At 23.9% G+C, this 20,348-nt stretch carries 29 protein-coding genes; 13 read left to right on the top strand and 16 right to left on the bottom strand.

Going from position 1 to position 20,348, the window contains the following annotated elements; all coding sequences use genetic code 4:
• Positions 1-131: 131 nt before the first annotated feature.
• Genes MSROBK_RS07625 through MSROBK_RS07600 form a run of 6 tightly spaced genes read right to left on the bottom strand, consistent with a single transcriptional unit; the run spans position 132 to position 4,286 of the window.
• Positions 132-770, bottom strand: a complete 639-nt coding sequence (locus MSROBK_RS07625) for a hypothetical protein (protein ID WP_159373242.1) — start codon at positions 768-770, stop codon at positions 132-134.
• 3 nt (positions 771-773) lie between these two features.
• The gene (locus MSROBK_RS07620) at positions 774-1,604 is read right to left on the bottom strand and encodes a hypothetical protein (protein ID WP_159373241.1); all 831 of its coding nucleotides are present in this window, start codon (positions 1,602-1,604) and stop codon (positions 774-776) included.
• A gap of 20 nt (positions 1,605-1,624) precedes the next feature.
• Positions 1,625-2,164, bottom strand: a complete 540-nt coding sequence (locus tag MSROBK_RS07615; RefSeq protein WP_159373240.1) for a hypothetical protein — start codon at positions 2,162-2,164, stop codon at positions 1,625-1,627.
• A complete protein-coding gene (locus MSROBK_RS07610; protein ID WP_040092467.1) occupies positions 2,157-2,435 on the bottom strand; it encodes a hypothetical protein in 279 nt (92 codons plus the stop codon). Before MSROBK_RS07610 ends, MSROBK_RS07615 begins: the two co-directional genes overlap by 8 nt.
• Entirely contained in the window at positions 2,435-3,895 is a 1,461-nt protein-coding gene (locus tag MSROBK_RS07605) for a PBSX family phage terminase large subunit (protein WP_040092574.1), read from the bottom strand. Before MSROBK_RS07605 ends, MSROBK_RS07610 begins: the two co-directional genes overlap by 1 nt.
• A complete protein-coding gene (locus MSROBK_RS07600) occupies positions 3,888-4,286 on the bottom strand; it encodes a hypothetical protein (protein ID WP_040092461.1) in 399 nt (132 codons plus the stop codon). The genes MSROBK_RS07605 and MSROBK_RS07600 overlap by 8 nt, the downstream gene beginning before the upstream one ends.
• A 252-nt stretch (positions 4,287-4,538) precedes the next feature.
• On the opposite strand from MSROBK_RS07600, the gene MSROBK_RS07595 reads away from it, so the two are divergent.
• Positions 4,539-5,882, top strand: coding sequence for an Mbov_0401 family ICE element transposase-like protein (locus MSROBK_RS07595; RefSeq protein ID WP_084217997.1), 1,344 nt, complete (start codon positions 4,539-4,541; stop codon positions 5,880-5,882).
• Between the two features lie 170 nt (positions 5,883-6,052).
• Here MSROBK_RS07595 and MSROBK_RS07590 read toward each other — a convergent pair whose 3' ends face one another.
• Together MSROBK_RS07590 and MSROBK_RS07585 are read right to left on the bottom strand one after the other, a co-directional pair.
• Entirely contained in the window at positions 6,053-6,217 is a 165-nt protein-coding gene (locus MSROBK_RS07590) for an IS3 family transposase (RefSeq protein WP_133165067.1), read from the bottom strand.
• Between the two features lie 86 nt (positions 6,218-6,303).
• The gene (locus tag MSROBK_RS07585; protein WP_040092565.1) at positions 6,304-6,579 is read right to left on the bottom strand and encodes an IS3 family transposase; all 276 of its coding nucleotides are present in this window, start codon (positions 6,577-6,579) and stop codon (positions 6,304-6,306) included.
• 85 nt (positions 6,580-6,664) lie between these two features.
• Here MSROBK_RS07585 and MSROBK_RS07580 point away from each other — a divergent pair, with 85 nt between their 5' ends.
• From MSROBK_RS07580 to MSROBK_RS07540, 9 genes are all read left to right on the top strand, one after another.
• Positions 6,665-7,627, top strand: a complete 963-nt coding sequence (locus MSROBK_RS07580; RefSeq protein ID WP_084217978.1) for an Mbov_0401 family ICE element transposase-like protein — start codon at positions 6,665-6,667, stop codon at positions 7,625-7,627.
• A gap of 302 nt (positions 7,628-7,929) precedes the next feature.
• Positions 7,930-8,079, top strand: a complete 150-nt coding sequence (locus MSROBK_RS07575; protein WP_084217950.1) for a hypothetical protein — start codon at positions 7,930-7,932, stop codon at positions 8,077-8,079.
• Complete coding sequence (locus MSROBK_RS07570) at positions 8,079-8,327, top strand: hypothetical protein (RefSeq protein WP_040092611.1); 249 nt, start codon at positions 8,079-8,081, stop codon at positions 8,325-8,327. The genes MSROBK_RS07575 and MSROBK_RS07570 overlap by 1 nt, the downstream gene beginning before the upstream one ends.
• Before the next feature lie 242 nt (positions 8,328-8,569).
• A complete protein-coding gene (locus tag MSROBK_RS07565) occupies positions 8,570-9,004 on the top strand; it encodes a DUF3627 domain-containing protein (protein ID WP_040092610.1) in 435 nt (144 codons plus the stop codon).
• 152 nt (positions 9,005-9,156) lie between these two features.
• Entirely contained in the window at positions 9,157-9,360 is a 204-nt protein-coding gene (locus MSROBK_RS07560) for a DUF2649 family protein (protein ID WP_040092609.1), read from the top strand.
• A gap of 352 nt (positions 9,361-9,712) precedes the next feature.
• On the top strand, positions 9,713-10,726 hold the full coding sequence (locus MSROBK_RS07555; RefSeq protein ID WP_040092608.1) for a hypothetical protein: 1,014 nt from the start codon (positions 9,713-9,715) through the stop codon (positions 10,724-10,726).
• Positions 10,719-11,117 (top strand): hypothetical protein, encoded by a 399-nt coding sequence (locus MSROBK_RS07550; protein WP_040092985.1) that lies wholly within the window; start codon positions 10,719-10,721, stop codon positions 11,115-11,117. The genes MSROBK_RS07555 and MSROBK_RS07550 overlap by 8 nt, the downstream gene beginning before the upstream one ends.
• Positions 11,117-11,353: a hypothetical protein gene (locus MSROBK_RS07545; RefSeq protein ID WP_040092604.1), complete on the top strand. Its 237-nt coding sequence runs from the start codon at positions 11,117-11,119 to the stop codon at positions 11,351-11,353. The genes MSROBK_RS07550 and MSROBK_RS07545 overlap by 1 nt, the downstream gene beginning before the upstream one ends.
• 11 nt (positions 11,354-11,364) lie before the next feature.
• Positions 11,365-11,697 carry a hypothetical protein gene (locus MSROBK_RS07540; protein ID WP_105628975.1) on the top strand — a complete coding sequence of 111 codons (333 nt, stop codon included), beginning with the start codon at positions 11,365-11,367 and terminating at the stop codon, positions 11,695-11,697.
• Positions 11,698-11,870: 173 nt separating this feature from the next.
• On the opposite strand, the gene MSROBK_RS07535 is transcribed toward MSROBK_RS07540, so the two are convergent.
• On the bottom strand, positions 11,871-12,998 hold the full coding sequence (locus tag MSROBK_RS07535) for an Mbov_0401 family ICE element transposase-like protein (protein ID WP_369123225.1): 1,128 nt from the start codon (positions 12,996-12,998) through the stop codon (positions 11,871-11,873).
• Between the two features lie 85 nt (positions 12,999-13,083).
• Here MSROBK_RS07535 and MSROBK_RS07530 point away from each other — a divergent pair, with 85 nt between their 5' ends.
• The gene (locus MSROBK_RS07530; protein ID WP_040092565.1) at positions 13,084-13,359 is read left to right on the top strand and encodes an IS3 family transposase; all 276 of its coding nucleotides are present in this window, start codon (positions 13,084-13,086) and stop codon (positions 13,357-13,359) included.
• The gene (locus MSROBK_RS07525) at positions 13,302-14,192 is read left to right on the top strand and encodes an IS3 family transposase (RefSeq protein WP_206780832.1); all 891 of its coding nucleotides are present in this window, start codon (positions 13,302-13,304) and stop codon (positions 14,190-14,192) included. Before MSROBK_RS07530 ends, MSROBK_RS07525 begins: the two co-directional genes overlap by 58 nt.
• Here MSROBK_RS07525 and MSROBK_RS07520 read toward each other — a convergent pair.
• Genes MSROBK_RS07520 through MSROBK_RS07490 form a run of 7 tightly spaced genes read right to left on the bottom strand, consistent with a single transcriptional unit; the run spans position 14,185 to position 19,001 of the window.
• Entirely contained in the window at positions 14,185-14,529 is a 345-nt protein-coding gene (locus MSROBK_RS07520; protein ID WP_105628973.1) for a hypothetical protein, read from the bottom strand. The two genes, MSROBK_RS07525 and MSROBK_RS07520, sit on opposite strands and share 8 nt — an antisense overlap.
• Positions 14,530-14,541: 12 nt before the next feature.
• The gene (locus MSROBK_RS07515; protein WP_105628972.1) at positions 14,542-16,140 is read right to left on the bottom strand and encodes a hypothetical protein; all 1,599 of its coding nucleotides are present in this window, start codon (positions 16,138-16,140) and stop codon (positions 14,542-14,544) included.
• A gap of 36 nt (positions 16,141-16,176) precedes the next feature.
• Complete coding sequence (locus tag MSROBK_RS07510; RefSeq protein ID WP_105628971.1) at positions 16,177-17,403, bottom strand: hypothetical protein; 1,227 nt, start codon at positions 17,401-17,403, stop codon at positions 16,177-16,179.
• 17 nt (positions 17,404-17,420) lie between these two features.
• Positions 17,421-17,879, bottom strand: a complete 459-nt coding sequence (locus MSROBK_RS07505) for a hypothetical protein (RefSeq protein ID WP_105628970.1) — start codon at positions 17,877-17,879, stop codon at positions 17,421-17,423.
• Between the two features lie 12 nt (positions 17,880-17,891).
• The gene (locus MSROBK_RS07500; protein WP_040092456.1) at positions 17,892-18,290 is read right to left on the bottom strand and encodes a hypothetical protein; all 399 of its coding nucleotides are present in this window, start codon (positions 18,288-18,290) and stop codon (positions 17,892-17,894) included.
• Positions 18,271-18,762: a hypothetical protein gene (locus MSROBK_RS07495; protein WP_040092455.1), complete on the bottom strand. Its 492-nt coding sequence runs from the start codon at positions 18,760-18,762 to the stop codon at positions 18,271-18,273. The genes MSROBK_RS07500 and MSROBK_RS07495 overlap by 20 nt, the downstream gene beginning before the upstream one ends.
• The gene (locus tag MSROBK_RS07490; RefSeq protein ID WP_040092454.1) at positions 18,717-19,001 is read right to left on the bottom strand and encodes a hypothetical protein; all 285 of its coding nucleotides are present in this window, start codon (positions 18,999-19,001) and stop codon (positions 18,717-18,719) included. The genes MSROBK_RS07495 and MSROBK_RS07490 overlap by 46 nt, the downstream gene beginning before the upstream one ends.
• Before the next feature lie 951 nt (positions 19,002-19,952).
• Between MSROBK_RS07490 and MSROBK_RS07485 the strand changes: the two genes are divergently transcribed.
• On the top strand, positions 19,953-20,315 hold the full coding sequence (locus MSROBK_RS07485) for a hypothetical protein (protein WP_146182485.1): 363 nt from the start codon (positions 19,953-19,955) through the stop codon (positions 20,313-20,315).
• Positions 20,316-20,348 lie beyond the last annotated feature (33 nt).

Genomic DNA, 20,348 nt, shown 5'->3' with positions numbered 1-20,348 from the left:
ATATAATCATTGTCTATCTTGTGGTGCAGAATTAATATTACCCCCACCAATATTTAAACCACGGTCATTAAATACAGTATAAAAATTATAATAATCATTAATATTTAATTTATTGACATCTTCATCTAAAATTAATAAAGTATATTGTCTTTCAGTTGATTGTTGAGTAAATACTTGTTCAAATTAGCTTCACCAAATTGAATTGAACTTCTATCATCAATCATATAAGCATCTCAATATTTCCCAACCTTAACTTCTTTAGTATAAAAATTATCTGCTTTATTATCATTATTCATAAAATAACTTAATTTATATTGCTTTAAGTATTCTAGCATTCTATTAATATCATAAATATTTTCACCATCAATTAATTTTCAATAAACATTATTATTTTCATCTTTTAATTTTATAGCAAAAGGTGTTTCATTATTGGCTCATATAGTTGAATTAATTGGCTGTTTATTAAAATCATCAATCGTTAATATATTAATTTCTTCACCTTTATATTTTTGTACTATTTTTAAACTATTTTGTCATTGAGCAATAGTACTTTCCATATTATCAAATATGCGTGAATAACTACCATAATCACTTGGTTTTGCATTATTAGGTTTTCATCCTGTTTCAGTATCAGGGATATATGAACTATAAACATTAAAAGGAAATACCATTCAATGACGATTGTCTTTTATGTTTTCTCTGATATCTATTAAAGTATCGTGGGCTTGTCTTCTTAATTCTTCGATAACTCCGGGATTAATTCTACTCATTTGTTAATTCTCCTTAATTTCTGTTCTACCTTGTAAGGCATTTTGATTATTACCAGTTTCATCATATTCTAGTAATTTATTATTATGTTCAATTTCTTTGGTTTGCATTTTATCTTGTCATTTTTCTATTTTTTCAAAATATTTGTTTGCTTCTAATTCATCAATATTATCATATTCAGTAATTGCTCTTATTGGTTCCATTGTGCCATTATCTAATCTAGCAGTAATTAATTCATTTTGTCGCATTTGGTCAACTAAACTAGCACTAACAAAATCAAAACCATAAGGTCGTTCACCAACACCATCTCATAAACCATAATATTTTAAAACAGTATCAAACATCTTTGTATAATATTGTTTACGATATGCTTGTAAATATGCTTGTTTTTCTAAATCTTTGGTTTTAGTTAATAAAGATTGTGTTTTATTTTGGTCATTATCTGATTTATCACCAAAAGGACTAGAAAAATGACATACTAAGTATACTTGTTCAATAATTGATTTTTGGTCTTCGGTATATGTTTCTAAGGTTGGTGTACCTTGTACCACTTGTAAAGATTGTGATAATTGACCATCTACGGCTGATTGACCTGATTGAATAAAAATATCATCAAATACATCTTGCAATACTTTTTTATTGCCTTTGTTATAAGCAGTCATTAAATCATCATCTAATATTCCATATCAATGCGTACGATTTGCTCATCTTTCTTTTGATTTAATATTAAAACTATCTTCTAAATCAAATTGTAATTTATAACAATTTGTCATAGTAGGTCAAGGGTTTAATGTTGTTGAAGTTGATAAAAATAATGGATTAGGTTCATTAATCATTTCTCAAAAAGGGACAATACCTAATTTGTTTTAAATTCTTGTACTAAAACAGGTCTAACATCATCTTTAATTTGTGTTTTACTTTGTCCAACAACTACTTCATTATTTTTTGGTCAACCTTTAATAACTATTTTATCTTTGGTACAAATTAAATTTAATATAAATCCACTATCACTTTGATGATAATTTAATCAAATATCAGCACCTTGTTCAATTTCATTTATTTTACTTACTCGTGATGTAAAGTTAAAAGGGTTAATTCATAAATCAATATTGCCGTCATTAGTCTCTAATAAACCAAAGATTGTTTTACCCATTAAACTTGCTGTTAATTCATTTTTATCTAATTTTTCTTTTATTTTATAAGTTTCATATCATCAGTTTAATTTTTCTAAAATGTCTTTACGATGAGATTTAAATAAAATATCTTTACCATTTACTAATCGCATTTGATGACGAGCAATAATATTTGCTAAATTAATAGTTCAATCATAATTATAAAATTTTAAAACACTATTAATATCATTTAAATTTGGTAAACTAGGGAAAGTATTATTCATTATTATTTTTCTCCTTTAATTTTAAAATAAGTGCATAATTAATAATATTTACTGTTAATAAATTTGGTTCATTTGCTAAAACTTGTACACATACTTTAACTTTTTGATATTTCTTAATATATTCGTTATATAAATTTAATTTACATATTGCGATATTATCTTTTTTTAATTCTTTACAAAGTCTTTTTTTAACTTGTCCACAAACAGACATATAAGGTCTTTTTGCATTTATTACACGCTCATCATGTATTACATAAATATCTTTTTTCATTAAGTTAATCACTCCCTTTGTTGTCATAATTTATAATCTGCTGAACTATTATGTTTAACCATTGGTACTAATTCAAAGTGTAAAGCATAAAAATCACTATCAAATGTATCATCATATAAATCTAACATTCGTTCTTCTCTGGCATCTGGTTTATCTTCTCATTGAATTAATTCATATTGGGTTTTACTTACAGGACATTTTTCTCATAATCATTTTAATTGATTAGTATTAATTAACATTGTAATTGCCTCAATACGATGCTTTATTTTAAACTTCTGCTTTTGTGCTGGTTTAAAATTCATGTATTGACCAAAAGTATAATTATATTTTTCTCTATTTAAACTTTCTAATGTTGCATAGGCACTATCATCAACATTAATTGATATACCTTGCTGAATTAAATGAAAATATTGATTTAATTGATTGTTGTAAAATTCTAAAATATCTTTTACTTGTTCTAATGGTCCTTTAAATTGTTGAGTAGCATTTGAGTGTGTATATTCTGCTACTTTATATGCTTTTTTATCAAATGAATTATATATTCAAAAACTCGCTGCTGTTGTATGTCCTTTGGGACTAGTAGAGTTTGCTAAATCAACACCACCTAATAATTTCGTTGGTTGAATAATATCTGTTGCTTGCATAATATCAATATATCTTGCAAAGATTGAACCACTAGTATTACCGGGCAATCCTCAACTTCATACTCTTGCTCTTTCAATATCTAATTGTTCTAATCTTAATTGTTCATTAACTTTATCTTGTGGTAATTCGTAATTAAGTCTTCAACTAGAATAATGAATAATAATCTTCATATTTCATTTTTCAATATATTTAATTTGTTCATATTTACTACGCATTATTTGTTCATCAAAAGGCATTAATTCATTACAATAACCAACAATATATCTTTTTAAACTCTCAGGATTACATGTATTAATTGTTATTTTATTTTGATAACCACGAATAGCAAACTCTAAATCACTTAAATCTTTTTGTTGAAATTGGTCACATTCTTCTCTTCAATCAATAACTAATTTATATTTATTCAAATCAGCAAAAGCTTTTAATTTTTCTTTCCGACTTGGTGAATGTAAACCTTTACAATATATTTTGCTCCCATTTGATAAAGTAAAAGTAAAATTAGATAAATTAATAGTATAAGGAATATTATTTTCATCTAACATATTTCATATATTTTGAAATACACTATCTTTTAAATCTTTACTCCAATACATACTAGCAATGATACAAATTGGTTCTTTAATCAATAAACTAATTTTTAATAATTCACCAAACATTTTAATATTTGAAATAGTCTTACCACTATATCGTGTCCCAATTTGATTAATTTCATTAACTAACTCATATTTCTTTGCAAAGGGATATTTATTACCAACATTACTATTTTGTAATAACCAATAAGGTGTTTCTAACAAATAAGTAAAATGATTAAGCATTATTATCACTTTCTTTTTTAATATCTCTAATATCCGTTTGTAAATTAACAATTATTGGCTGTTGATTATTTAAGTTTAATTCTTGTTCTAACTGTTTTTCTTGCAGTGAATATTTATAATTAAATGCTCGTTGTCAATATAATTTAGCACCATCAGGTGATTTCATCATAAAATTAATTATTTCACTTTCAATTCTATCAACTTGTTTTTCAAGCAAAGGAACTATCTTTTCGCTCGCATAAGTATCATATCTTCACTTGCGAGAAAGATTGAATTCATTGGTTAAATCATTCAAAGTATATGGTTTATTAGGTGATTTATTTTCTCAAAATTGCTCTATTTTACGATAAAAAGTCGCCAAACTTGCTGTTTTTGGATTAAATTCTTTCATTTTTACTCCTTTTATATGGTTAAATATAAGTAGAGAAAAACATGTACAGAAGAACTTAACAGGGTTCTTTTTTTTTATTATCTATATTTTACATCAAAATAAAAAAAAGTAAATTACTTTACTTTTTTCAGTTAAATTAATTTGCTAATAATTAACACTTAAATTATAACATAATAAATAAAAAATAATATCTTTTTTTGCATTTTTATTATTTTTGTGTTAATGTGTAGAACTAAGGAAAGAGGGTAAAAAATGATGAATGTTGATAACAATTTTTTTAATAATTTTATTAATTTATTATATATACAGAGTATTGAAATTATTCAACAAAGTTCAGAAGATTATGATGAATGAATTTTTAAAAATTACAAAATTGATAAAACTTTAAAAGAATTTAAATATTATAAAGTAAAAGATAAAATTGAAAGAACATTAGTAATTTTAAATGGAAAAATAACTTTTAAAAGAAGAAGATATTATAAAATTAATCCAGAAACAGGTAAAGAAGAATATATTTTTCCTTTGGATAAACTTTTAGGAATTGAAAAATGACAAAGAATAGATAATTCTGTTAAAGAAAAAATATTATCATTTATTACTGAGAACAAAAGATATAAAGATATTTTAGATACTATGGAGCATGTAAAAATTAGTTTAATGACAGTATCTAATATTATGAAAAATGCAAAAACTGACGAAGAATATTACTTTAATAAAAGTAATAAAAAAATAGATATTCCACACACTTTATATATTCAAATGGATGGGACTTATTTGAAAATGTTAGATTCAACAAAGCAAGGAAGAAAAAAGATAAAAAAACATACGATAGCATGTACTGTACATACTGGGTATGATGAAGAAAAATATACTGTAAAAAGACCTGTAATCGCAAATAAATTAGGTGTTTTTGAAATGGATAATATTCCAGATTATCTTAAAAAAGAAGCAAATTTAAAACCAGTTCTTATAAAATTATTTACTTTAATTGAAACTCATTTCAAATTGACACCTAATATTGAAATTATGATTTTAGGTGATGGTGCATTATGGATTAAAAATACTAAAAATTTTATGCGTCAATATTTTCCTAAAAATAAAATTCACTATACAATAGATAAATTTCATCTTACAAGTAGATTTAAAAAACTATATCCATATCAAAGTAAAAACAAAGAAAATAGAGAAATATATCATAAAGCAGTTGATAATTTTTATAATGGTAAATATGAGGGATTATTACAGTGTTTAGAAGATAGTAAATCTTTTATAAGCGATGCTAAATTAATTTTTTTGAATAAAACTATTAGATTAATTAAAAATAATAAAGAAGGAATTGAAAACCAAACACTATGGAATAATATTGGTTGTGATATTGAAGGTGATATTTCTCATTATTGAAAAGGCACTATAATTAAAAAAGCTATTTATAGTGAAAAAACTATTAGAAATAAATTAAATGCTAGTATGATGGGATTAAAAAATAAAATTAATTTATTTAATACTAATGAACAATTGTTAGAAGAAAATAAATTTAATTATTCAGTTAATAATTTTGTAAATAATAATTTACAAAAAAACTTATATTTTTATTAGTTTTATCTAAGAAATTAAATAACTTTAATAAAAATGTATTTTTTTTGTGGAAAAATTTAAAAAAATAGAAAAATATATTGACAATAAAATTAAAAGTAATACAATCTAAATAAGTAAGTGGTATATTATTCCACAATTTCTAAGATATTAATTTAAGACCCCAAAATAATTTATACGACCATTATTTTACTAATTTTTATTCGTGATAATAAAATATTTTGTTGTGCTAACATAACTTTAATTTTTCTTGTGCCATAATTTTTACGACTTTTTAAGAAAATACTGATAACAGCATTATCAATAGTATGGTTTGATTTAGGATTATTTGATTTCAATTGATAATAAAACGTTGATCTAGGAACTTTTAGTGTTTTGCATAAATTAGTAATTGCATATTTTTCTTTGTTGTTTTTAATAATTACTATTTTTTGCCTATTATCAGTGTGGCTTGCTTTAAAATATCATTTTCCATTCGTAATTGTTTAATTTCTTTTCTTAGATGAATTAGTTCATTTTCTTCTGGGCTTCGATTATCTTTTGCTTTAAATGAACCAGAATTATTGAATTCATAAATTCATTTTCAAACTGTTGATTTACCGACCTGATAGTCACTGGACAATTGTTTTGCTGTTTTACCTGTTTTATAAAGACTAACAATTTGTTGTTTAAATTCATCGGTATAATGATTCTTTGCCATAATTACACCTCCATTTATTAATTTAATTATAATCCTTACTCCACATTATTGTTGTCCAATTTATCTTAACCCATCCATAGATACTATGGAGCATGTAAAAATTAGTTTAATGACAGTATCTAATATTATGAAAAATGCAAAAACTGACGAAGAATATTACTTTAATAAAAGTAATAAAAAAATAGATATTCCACACACTTTATATATTCAAATGGATGGGACTTATTTGAAAATGTTAGATTCAACAAAGCAAGGAAGAAAAAAGATAAAAAAACATACGATAGCATGTACTGTACATACTGGGTATGATGAAGAAAAATATACTGTAAAAAGACCTGTAATCGCAAATAAATTAGGTGTTTTTGAAATGGATAATATTCCAGATTATCTTAAAAAAGAAGCAAATTTAAAACCAGTTCTTATAAAATTATTTACTTTAATTGAAACTCATTTCAAATTGACACCTAATATTGAAATTATGATTTTAGGTGATGGTGCATTATGGATTAAAAATACTAAAAATTTTATGCGTCAATATTTTCCTAAAAATAAAATTCACTATACAATAGATAAATTTCATCTTACAAGTAGATTTAAAAAACTATATCCATATCAAAGTAAAAACAAAGAAAATAGAGAAATATATCATAAAGCAGTTGATAATTTTTATAATGGTAAATATGAGGGATTATTACAGTGTTTAGAAGATAGTAAATCTTTTATAAGCGATGCTAAATTAATTTTTTTGAATAAAACTATTAGATTAATTAAAAATAATAAAGAAGGAATTGAAAACCAAACACTATGGAATAATATTGGTTGTGATATTGAAGGTGATATTTCTCATTATTGAAAAGGCACTATAATTAAAAAAGCTATTTATAGTGAAAAAACTATTAGAAATAAATTAAATGCTAGTATGATGGGATTAAAAAATAAAATTAATTTATTTAATACTAATGAACAATTGTTAGAAGAAAATAAATTTAATTATTCAGTTAATAATTTTGTAAATAATAATTTACAAAAAAACTTATATTTTTATTAGTTTTATCTAAGAAATTAAATAACTTTAATAAAAATGTATTTTTTTTGTGGAAAAATTTAAAAAAATAGAAAAATATATTGACAATAAAATTAAAAGTAATACAATCTAAATAAGTAAGTGGTATATTATTCCACAATTTCTAAGATATTAATTTAAGACCCCAAAATAATTTATACGACCAAATTCCGCGTAATTTATTAGCGGATAATTTATTCAATAATGTTTTTTAATGGAGCAAAGCGACAACGAGCGGAGCGAGTTTGCAAATTTCAATTTTTTAATTTATTGAAAGGAGATATATTATGCCAGGTTGATTAACGACAATATTTAGTGTTGTTATTATATTAGGTATTTTTGCTTGAATTGGTTTATCGATTTATCAAAAAATTCGTCAAATTCGAGGAAAGAAAAAAGATAAAAAAGAAATTGAAAGTAAGGAGGATAAAAAATAATGTTAGGTATGTATTTAACAACAGCGGTTAATTTTTTAGCAGCAGATACGCCTACTATTTCAGATGGAATGGGTTCTATTTGAAGTGGATTAGGACAAGCAATGATGAAAGTTAAAGAAGCAATTTATGCTGTATTACCACAATTAATGACCTTTTTAGGTGATGCGTGAATTATTTTAATTCCATTTGGTATTTTTGTTATCATTAAGATTTTAAACTTTTTCCGTGTTATGGTTAAAGGATTTTAATATTTATTATAACTAATTATTTGTATTAGTTAAGGCACACTAGTTTATTTATATTTTATTAATTTATTATTTTATATAACTATTATTTTAAACTTAATAGTATTTTTCAGTGTGCCAATTTTTATCATTTTTATATTTAACAATGTTTATTAACAGTGTTTATTTAACAATAGATAAGCAATATTTAACAATATTTATAACATTGTTAATTAGAAACAATGTTTATTAAGGAGTTGATAAAATTGAGTAATTTTGTTAAGAAAAATCAAAATGTAGAAAATTATTTTATTCGTAAAGAATTGATAGTTTTTGAAACAGAAAAAGCAAGTTTTATAAATTTACCTAATCATAATCGCCATATTGGTTTTTGATTGAGTAATAAGTTTATTTATCCGAGTGAAAAACACTCAGAACAAGTAGCAATCGGTTTGATTTATGATAATTCTTATCCTATTGTAAAATATGATGAAAATTTAAAACGTCATGTATGAAAGTATTTAACTGGAACAGAATTAATAAATTTATACAATCAATATAAACAAAATTATTTTACACAAATGAAAAAAGCTTTATTTCAAAATGAACCTAAAAAAGTAAAAACGACTAACAATAATTTAACAAATTGAAGTGATGAAAAAGAACAACAATTAATTAAAGACCTAGAAAGTTTAAATTAAATGAGTTTATATGACTATTGAGTTCAATTTGTTAGTTATATTATTGGTTCAAATGCCCCTGAATTTTTATATGTTATATCTTTTGTATTATTTATTGTTTTATTTTTTGGAATATTTTTTAAACTTATTCAAAAAATGTGGAGTTTTTAAAAATGCAAAATGATTGAGAAAAATTAAAAGAGTTTTTTATTCATATATTTTTGTTTATTGACAAATTTAACGTTGAAAGTATTACAACTTGAAATTTAACACAAAATGAATATTTAACTCTTATGATTGGTATTTGAATTGTAATTTTATTTTTAACGTGGTTTTTATTGTGAATGGTTTTTAAAATAGTTAGTTGTTTTAAATAATTAAATTTTGTTATTATTATGGTTTTCTCTCCCCACAAAATTTTAAAATCTTTTTTTGAATATAATATATATTTTTATTATGAATGCAATAATTATTAATATAAATAATGTTGTAAAAAATATTTCTTTTGCATTTATTTGACTAATATTTTTAAATATTCATTTTACAAAATTAATTGTAGTAATTAATTTCTCGATAGGATTGATTAAAAAGTTTATAATTCCAATAATAGGCAATAATATTGAAATTATTTTTAAAATTTTCTTAATTTTTATCACTTTCTTTTTTGATTTGTGGGGAGAGAAAACCATAATAATACTAGTTTAATTATAAATAACTATTGGAGGTAAAATGAAAAAGTTCATATTTTTCTTAAAAAATTATTGTTATATTAGTTGTTCAATGATTTTGTTTAGTTTAATTGATTTATTACTTTGGATAATTTCATTAAATTATACTGGTTTAATATTTTGATTATTATTTGCTTTACAATGTGTTTATTTTGTTTGATGAGTATGAAAAAACATATTTTATCAGTTGAATGCTTTTCGGTTAGTTAATTTTGTTTGAGATAATCCGTTATCGGTAATTATTGGTAAGTTAGGAACGGGTAAAACTTTACTTTTAACTTATTTATCACAAACTATGAAATTATTAACAGATAAGATTTATAGTAATTATCCGTTAGAAGATGATAAAGTTAAGGTTTTAACATTTAAAAATTTAGATTTTACAGATAGAACAAAACCGGTTCCTCCTGATGATAGTGTTATTTTATTTGATGAAAGTTATTTATATATTGATGGAACTAGTCCCCACGATGAGAAAAAAGTTCATAGTGGTAAGATTCCGTGAATTGTTTTAGCAAGACATTTTGGTAATCGTGCTTTGTTTACTGCTCAGCGTGAGGGTATGATTTGGAACAATATTCGGCAATTAGCAAGTGGTATTATTATTCCAATTTCATTGAAAAAACCCATTGTTAAAAAAGGATTTAATTTTTTTAATCGTTTCTTTATTATGCGAATTGGTATTTTTCAAGATATTACGGATTATGAAATTTGAAAGACAAAATCAGTAGAACGAACAGCAGAAGGTAAACGAGCAAAACATAAATCTGATGTTGGTTTAGGAATCAGGTTTTTTAAGATAATTATTCCGTTAGAATTTGCACAGAAATATGATAGTCAATGATTAAAGTTTGTTCGTGATTTAAAAAATGATGAAATAGTTAATAAAAAAGAATATTATTGGTCAGAAATTACTAAATTAAGTGTTAAAGAGCGTTTAACATTGTTTGATATTGATATTTTGAAAAAGAATTTAAAACCTAAAAAAGAAAAAGGAAGTGGTAAAGATGATTAATTTATTATCAGAAAGTAGTAATTGAGATAAAATTTTTAGTTTTATTTTTGATGTATTTTTGTTTATTTTTGATGTAATTTGAAATACTAAATTGCCAATGACAAATACAACAATTGCTTATTTTATTATCTTTTTTATGGTTGTTAAGTTATCGATTTATGCTATTCACGGAACAAGAACCCAATATAACGAATTAGGTTCAACAGTACAAACGGGGGTATCAAATATTTATTCTACGACTGCTCGTGGAGTATCAGATACTAAACAAGGTATGCAAAAACATTTTAAAGAGCGTAAACAGTTTAAAATTAATCGTAATAAACAACAATTATCAAGTTTAGCAAAACAAGCAAAAACAAGAGAACAAGGATATCGGAGAGTGAATAAATAATGATTAGATTAGTTTTATTGGTTGCGGCAATCGCTATTTTTGGTACTGGTTTTATTACGGTGATTATAAATCAATTAACATCAGCAAAAAATATCATTATGGATTTATATAACTCAGATACTTTTTTACTTTCTTTATTTGGTAAAATGGCAATTTTGTTTAGTCATCCGTTAATGCTTACAATATCAAGTTTATATATTTTAGGTTTTATTGTTTCAAAAACATTATATAGTTAGGAGTTGAATTTATGGATAATAAAAATGAAAAGAAACAAAAAGAAAATGGTTTATTTATTTCTTGGGTTGATTTAATTTTGTATCTTGTTATAAGTTTTTTGTTAACCCTTATATGTGTATTAGATACAGTTTCAACTATTGATGAATTAAAAGAGAAATATGCTGGTATAAATGGTTATATAATTTATGGTTTATGATTTGATATATTATGATATATTTTAGTAATTCATTATTTTTATGGTTATTTATTTAATCAAATTATTAAATTAATAAAAGAAAATAAAAAAGATAAGGTGGTAAAGGGTAGTATACATTATTTTGAGGTTTTTAATAAAATTAAGTAATTAGAAACAAATTAAGTTTCGCTTATAATTAAATGATAACAAAATTTATAAAAAATTCAACTTTTTTAAAAACATAATTTTTATTTGAATAAATAATTTATAAATTTATGAATTTTGATACACTAAAAAATACTTTTTAAAGTTATTACTAATTTTAAAAGGTTTTTTATTTTTTATAAAGATAAAAATTGCTTTTTAGATTGATTTAAATTAAATATATTAAATTCAATTTTTTCTTTATTTTTATTAGTTTTATCAATTTTTTCTTCATTTGTTTTACTATTAAGTCTTAACATTGAAGCAATTAACATATTGATAAATGTTTCTTTACAATATATTTTCGCGCCACGCCCCTTAACTGCCTTAATGTAGTGTGATATATCACCTTCCATGTGACAACCAATATTATATTCTAATGCTTGATTTTCAATTCCTTCTTTATTATTTTTAATTAATTCAATAGTTTCTAATAAAATTTTCTTTTTATTATCAATAACATAGGGCAAATGACACATTAAAAAATCTAATAATACTTCATAATTTCCAGTAAAAAAATATATTTTTGATAATTTATATTTTAATCTATGAATTTGGTTTTTCTTACGATTTGGGAATAATTCTTTAAATCTTTTTACTAAATGAAATTTATCTAAACTATATGATACGGTGTTTTTTTTATTTTTTGCTTTTATTGCTATATAAATTTTTTTAATTTGTTTTTCACCATCACTTAATATTAATATTTTAGTATCTTCATTAATATCATAAGTATCCATTGATTTAAAAATTTTATCAATAAAATTATCAATATTAGATTTATCATTTTTATTCTTATGATTTTTATTCATCATTTGAAAAACGCCTTTTTTCTTTTTCATTTTTTTTCTGTTTTTTGTTGATTTTTCTTCATCAACACCAACATGCATAGTTGAAAGAAATATTTTATTTTCAACTCTTTTTTTATTTTCTCACATAGGTTCAAATGCCCCATCAATTTGAATATATAAAACATTATTTGGAATTTTAATTTTATTGTTATTTTTATTACTAATGTAATCGGTTTCTTCTAAATCTGCATTTTTAAAAATATTAGATATTGTTCTTTCACTAAGATTAGCGTTTTCGACAGTATCTAAAATATCTTTATATCTTTTTCCATCGCCTAAAAATGAAGTAATTTTATTTATTAAATTTTGTTCATTTCTTTGGTATTTTTTTAAACCTAATTCTTCATCCAAAGGATAGCGGTTTATATATTCATTTTTTTCTTCATCATATTTAACATATCTTCGTCTTTTTAAAGTTATATTGGATGGGTTAAGATAAATTGGACAACAATAATGTGGAGTAAGGATTATAATTAAATTAATAAATGGAGGTGTAATTATGGCAAAGAATCATTATACCGATGAATTTAAACAACAAATTGTTAGTCTTTATAAAACAGGTAAAACAGCAAAACAATTGTCCAGTGACTATCAGGTCGGTAAATCAACAGTTTGAAAATGAATTTATGAATTCAATAATTCTGGTTCATTTAAAGCAAAAGATAATCGAAGCCCAGAAGAAAATGAACTAATTCATCTAAGAAAAGAAATTAAACAATTACGAATGGAAAATGATATTTTAAAGCAAGCCACACTGATAATAGGCAAAAAATAGTAATTATTAAAAACAACAAAGAAAAATATGCAATTACTAATTTATGCAAAACACTAAAAGTTCCTAGATCAACGTTTTATTATCAATTGAAATCAAATAATCCTAAATCAAACCATACTATTGATAATGCTGTTATCAGTATTTTCTTAAAAAGTCGTAAAAATTATGGCACAAGAAAAATTAAAGTTATGTTAGCACAACAAAATATTTTATTATCACGAATAAAAATTAGTAAAATAATGCAAAGATATAACTTAATTTCCAATTATACAAAACTTAAATATAAACATCAAAGTAACAAAAACGCTATATACAAATATCATAATTTGTTAAATCAAGAATTTAATAATTATAAACTACATGAAGTTGTTGTCAGTGATTTAACACAAGTTGCTATCAATAGCAAATGATATTATGTGTGCTTTCTAATTGATTTATTTAATCGTGAAGTTATTGGTTATGATGTTAGTTCTCATAAAGATGCCAAATTAGTTGAAAATACTTTTAAAAAGCTTAGTTTTTCTTTAGATAATATTAAAATATTTCATACTGATCAAGGAAGCGAATTTAATAACAATATCATTTACAATCTTTTAGCTAAAAACAATGTTGCAAAATCTTATAGTAAACCAGGCTGTCCTTATGATAATGCTGTTTCTGAATCAACCTATAAAATTTTAAAAACAGAATTAATTAAAAACAGAAAATTTAAAAATATTGAACAATTTAAATTAGAATTATTTGACTATGTTAATTGATACAATAATGTACGAATTCACAGCAAATTAAATTATTTAACACCAATTGAATATAAAAATCTTTACTCTACATAAAATTTGTCCAAAAAACCCTTGCCATTCCAGCTGAAGTAAAGAATTCAATCGGAATACGATTAAATATTCAGTGTTCAACCGTAATAAATACCATGTTAATACATATTTTCTTCAATAACGGGTCTTTAAATGTTTCAAACTTTAATTTTGTAAAAGGATAGTTTAAATAAGAATTAATCATATTTTGAGCCCTTAATGCAAAAGTTTTAAATCATAATTCGACATCACCTTTAAAGAACTTATTATAACGAACAGGAACTTGAGTAATTTTACCTGTCATTGGAATAAAATTATTATAATTTTCCAAAGTAACATTTTGTCATAATTCATTTAACATTCAACCATCTCCTTATCATTTATTTCTTTTTGATTTGATTTTATTTAAGATAAACTTTTTACTACTTAATAGTGTTTTTGTTTTAATTGTTTTGTTTAAATCTTGGTTTGCTCTGAATTGTTTGTATGTTTGAAACGCTAAACCACCACCCAACAAACTAGTAACCGCACTGTTTTCTAGTGTTTTTAACATTTTATCTTTATTAGTAAGATTGTTTTTAAATTGTTCTTGCAATTTTAATACCTTAGCAATTGTTCGATATATTTTAAAACTATCTTTTACGATTTGTTGATAAGAAACTGGAGCAAAAGAAACTAAATTAAATAAACTTGCTTTTTTAAATCCTCAGCCAATAAACCATTCACTGTTCATATAGAATTTAAAAGGTTCAGAAGCCAAAACAAACTGTTCTGCTTTGATTAAAGTTGTCATAACGACAATAGGGGCATATTGCGTATTTTTATAATATATTGTTAAAGCAACTTCACCGGCAACTGATAAAGGAGCAATTTTAACTGCTAAAAAAACATCAGAACCATAGGCAAAAGGTAATAATTGGCCTTTTTTAATAGCCTTAGTTTCAAATTTAGATAATATTTTTTTAGTTTTATCAGTAATTTTATTAATTACTTTTTGTTTAATAGCAATTATTTGTTTTTCAATTGGGGCTAATAATTTTTTAGTTACTTTTTGAATATAAAAATTTGGGTTTAAATGATTTAAAATTTTATTTAATTTAATTGGTATTTGATGTAAAATATTTAATAATTTATTATTAAATATTTTACTGCCCCGCATTAAATTAGCATTTAATAGTAGGTTTTTACCAACACCTTTTTTATGAAGATTGGCCATAATTTTATATCATTCATCAGTATTTATTTTGCTTATTTTATTAATATTTAACCCATATTCAGACAATCATTTATTAGCATTTTTTTCATTTACGCTTGGTATTTTTTGAACTAATTTAGGACTTATTTTTTGAATATTTTTCTCAATTTTTAATAAATTATTAATTGTTTCTAAATTAGAAACTTTAAAACCTCTATAAAAATCATTTCGTGCTAATTTTCCAATTGTATATAATAAAGTTTCATTATTAGCCTGTTTTGTAAAATCAAATATTAATTTATCAGATAAAATCTTTTTACCCGTAACTTGGCTTACAATATCTTCTAAATTATTAGCAGTTATTAACCCTAATTTTTCAAGTAATTTATTTTCTTTGGCTAATTTTAAAATTCTAGTTGTGCGAGCAGCCCGTGTTAATTTACCAACACCACCAATTGCTGGTAACAAATTTAAGGCAGTACTTTTTACTGTCACTTCTGATGTTAATTTATCGTATATTTGATTTACAGCAAAATCGGTTGCTGTTTCTACTCCAAACGAGATAAATGCTGCGGCAAAATTAGATAATCCCGCACCAAGACCAATAGCAGATGCTACACCACCAGTTAAAACTGATAAACCAAGGGCTAAAACTTGAATTCCTAAAAATTCTAATAACTGTAAACCAAAACTTTTTTCTTGTTGTTGGATTGACAATCTAGTTGGATTTTTTTTAACAGCATAAATAAGGGCTGTTTTAGATGTTCCAATTGGCATATCTATTAAACCAAAAAGTACTATTTTTTAGTACTATTAAGAATTTTTAATTTTAACATCAATCGGATTTGTTTGACCAGTAGCATTGTTTTTACCTTCAATTTGAACTTCAACAGTTTTATCATTTGTAATATTAATTGGTCAATCTTCACCTTTACTTTCAATAAAGTAATCGAAATCACTTTCAGTTAAAGAACTATTTACTGCTTTTACCACTTTTAAAACAACATCTTTAAATTGTGGTTTTAATTGTTCTGCTGTTGTTTGTGTTGGGTCTGTAACATGAATAGTTGGTTTATCTAATTTATTAATTTTACTAATATTAATTTTTGCAACGATATGTTTAATAATTCCTTTGGATTCAACTACTGCTCCACCTAAATATAAAACTCTTTCCATAATCAAAGTATTACCCATTCCAGTACCTAACGCAGCAGCACCAACTCTTAACGGAGTATGGTCTTTTTTGCGTAAAATAAGGGGGTCATATTTTTTGCTAAATTTAAAGGCAATTGCATTAACTCCATTTGATAATAATTCAATTGTTCCTTCTGAACCATCTTTATTAATAATTGGTAATTTTTTAGGAACCATATAGTATGTTGTTCCTTCAACAGTTTTCATTGCTCCACTCGTTTCAATTATGCTATTTATTTGGTCGTTTGCTCCAAGTTGTAACTGTAATTTATTACGAATTCCACGAATAAAATCAGCCGAACCTAATACAACTGTTTCTGATGGGGTAAAGCCGTTTTCATATATTTTATCCATAATTTCATCGTGGATTTGTAAAGCATTTGTATCATCTGCTTTTTGTCCTTGAATAGTTGTAACTGTTCCTTTATTAATAATTTCTAAAATTTTATTGCGTTTATAAGCAACCTCAGTATCCATTGCTTGCTCAATATCGGCAGCCCAAAGATTAGGATTAAAATCACTTTCTACGGGGTCTAATTTACGAGCAAAAGTTAAAATTGTATCTAATTCAACAATTCCATCTTCAAATTCCACTGTTGAATATTTTAGTAGGTTATCATCAGTATTAAATACTTGACCGTTTGCTCCCAGACCTTCATTGTATTTAATATTTTTCTTTCTTTTATATGTTAAACCAAACTTATTTGCTTCTTTTCATGCAAATAAAGCTTCTCAACTAAATTTTTGTTGATAAGTTTGTAAATATCATTGTTCAAATGTTTCTCGGTCTCTTTTTGTTGCTTGATTAGCAATATCTCCGAAAATTCTTTGTGGGTTTTGTCCCATAATTTACTTCCTTCTTTCTATTTATTAAATACATTGTCTGTATCTAAAATATTGTTTTCTTTGTTTTCTACTTTTGGTACGCCACCAGTATTAACTGTTTGTACCTTAATTAATTCATCATAAACACTTTGTAAGTGTGCTTTAATAACTTCAATATCATCATTAATATCATAAGATTTTAGTAAGACATTTTTAAATTCGTCATTATCAGTTAAAAAATTATTGAAGTTATTAATTTCAATTTGTTTTAATTGAAGTGTTTGTTGTTCTAATTGTGAAATTAATTCATTATTTTTTGTTTGTAGTTCGTTGATTTGTTGATTGCTATTCTCTAAATTACCTGTATTAAATTCATTAATTTCTTCAGAATTTTCTAAAATAACTTCTGCCGTTTTAATATCAAAACTATCATCTTCATTTTTAATTGGTTTATCATGTTCATCAATAAGAACATATTTTACATTTTTTAATGCCATGTTTTTTCCTCCTTATTTTTTAATATTTTTGTTTGTTCTTTTTCTAATTGCTTTTTGTATAATTTCAAAACTATCTACTCTAAAAGATAAAAAATAGCGTTTAGTTTTTATATTTAACTGATTAAATACTGAGCCTTTAATTTTTATCTCATCATCTTTTTTTAATTTCAAAAACTCAGTTAAAATAGATGGGTTATATATTGATAATGTTGAGTAATTTAATCCGTCTCATTGACATTTAGCCGAACAAGCATCAACTTCAACACCACCAGCAACCAGTGCCTTAATTTTAGTTTTAATCGGATTTTCATGTAATCTAACAGTTAATTCTAATTTATTAACTTTTTTATTTTTTATTTTAGGTTTATTAGTTATTGATTTTTTAGGTAAATTACTTTTTGCTTGTGCCATTTTTATCAACTCCTTTTGTTATAAAATATTGTAAATGTTTCCAAGCATCGTGTTCGTGTTCTGTCATTTTAATATTTCCTTTATAAAAATAATTTTTCTTAATAACTGGTGATTGTAAAACATAATTTAAATTAAATAGATATTTGCATAAAACTTTTAAACCACCAATGAATTTAGGAGTAGATAATGGGTTTTTTATTTTTAAACCTTTATGAAGTTGATAATCTTCAATTATTACAATAACTTTATTTAAATAAGAACAAATTTTATTTTTAAACTCATTTAATATTAAATACATATTATTTATTGCTTCTTCTTCATTTTTGGAATTAAAAGTAATATTATTAATTATTTTCTTTTGCAAAACATTATAAATAATAATACCAGTTTGTCCAATTCCAGCAGGGTCAATTGCAATAATATATTTTAATTTATTTGTTTTATTTTTTTGTCAATTTGTAATATTTTTCATCCATCTGATGCTAAATCTAAAATATCGTTAATTTTATAATATTGCATATAAGAAGCAATAACATCTCACTTGTCTTTAAATAAATTTAAGTACATTTTGGCTCATTCTAAACATTGCAAATCATAATGATTTTTATGATGTGAAATACGACAATTAACAGGCTGACAATTAGCTCATTCAAAAGATGTTGTTATTTCATTTCAAGTTTTATTAATATACAAACTTTTATATTCTGTCATTTATCTATACTCCTTAATTCTTTTTATTTGTTGCTCAAATTTCATCATTAATATCATTTACCGTTACTGGATAAGCTCGTATCATTAATTCTTGTAATTTATTTTTAATTTTTTTATTTCATTTTTTCATAAAATATTTTCCTTTCTGTAAAAAAACATAATATTCCTTTATTGGTTAATATTTTGATATTTAGTAAATAATTTATTTTAGTATTTAATTACTTCGCCGCCCGCTTCACTTTGAAGGTGAGCGGGGGCGGTAGGATATTTTAATAGAGTTTTACCCCCACGGAAATAAACAAAAAAAACAGTTTACCCAGTTATTAATTACGCTTCATCCATCCCTAGACAACTTTATATAAAGAAAATAACCTTTTGGAGATCCAACCCTCTTGTTTTTTTAATGTCCAATATTGTTTTTTTCAGTTTAACAACACTCTTTTTATGAAAACAAGCCAAAAAACACGCGCTCTGACATTTCGCAAGTGATTAATCTTGCCGAGAATTAAAGAAATAAATAGGAGAGTAAATCCAATCGCTTTCACACTTTCTTTAAGGCTTCGTGCCATAGATGAGTTATCCATCTTTAAGCATCAAAATATTAAGTTTTAGATTGCATTATTCATCAGATAGTACCTTTATTAAAAATGATATTATTAGTTGTTAAACCGAAAAAATATAATAAATCACAGAAAGGAAATTATAAAAATTAACTAGTTTGTAGGGCAAAATAGGTTAATTTTTAATTTTAAAGATACTATCTGATGAATAATGCAAATAAAAAAATCGCTCTAATAAGCGATTAATTTAATTTGTATTTAATTACTTTATTTATATTTTTTATAAAACCTCAACTTTTTTCTTACTACCCTTATTTTACGCAAAAAAGACCATACTCCGTTAAGAGTTGGTGCTGCTGCGTTAGGTACTGGAATGGGTAATACTTTGATTATGGAAAGAGTTTTATATTTAGGTGGAGCAGTAGTTGAATCCAAAGGAATTATTAAACATATCGTTGCAAAAATTAATATTAGTAAAATTAATAAATTAGATAAACCAACTATTCATGTTACAGACCCAACACAAACAACAGCAGAACAATTAAAACCACAATTTAAAGATGTTGTTTTAAAAGTGGTAAAAGCAGTAAATAGTTCTTTAACTGAAAGTGATTTCGATTACTTTATTGAAAGTAAAGGTGAAGATTGACCAATTAATATTACAAATGATAAAACTGTTGAAGTTCAAATTGAAGGTAAAAACAATGCTACTGGTCAAACAAATCCGATTGATGTTAAAATTAAAAATTCTTAATAGTACTAAAAAATAGTACTTTTTGGTTTAATA

Origin of the sequence: Spiroplasma poulsonii (genome assembly GCF_009866525.1) — a bacterium.
GTDB lineage: Bacteria > Bacillota_I > Bacilli_A > Mycoplasmatales > Mycoplasmataceae > Spiroplasma > Spiroplasma poulsonii.
The sequence above is the reverse complement of the archived record's forward strand: the minus strand, read 5'-3'. Positions and strand labels throughout refer to the sequence as shown.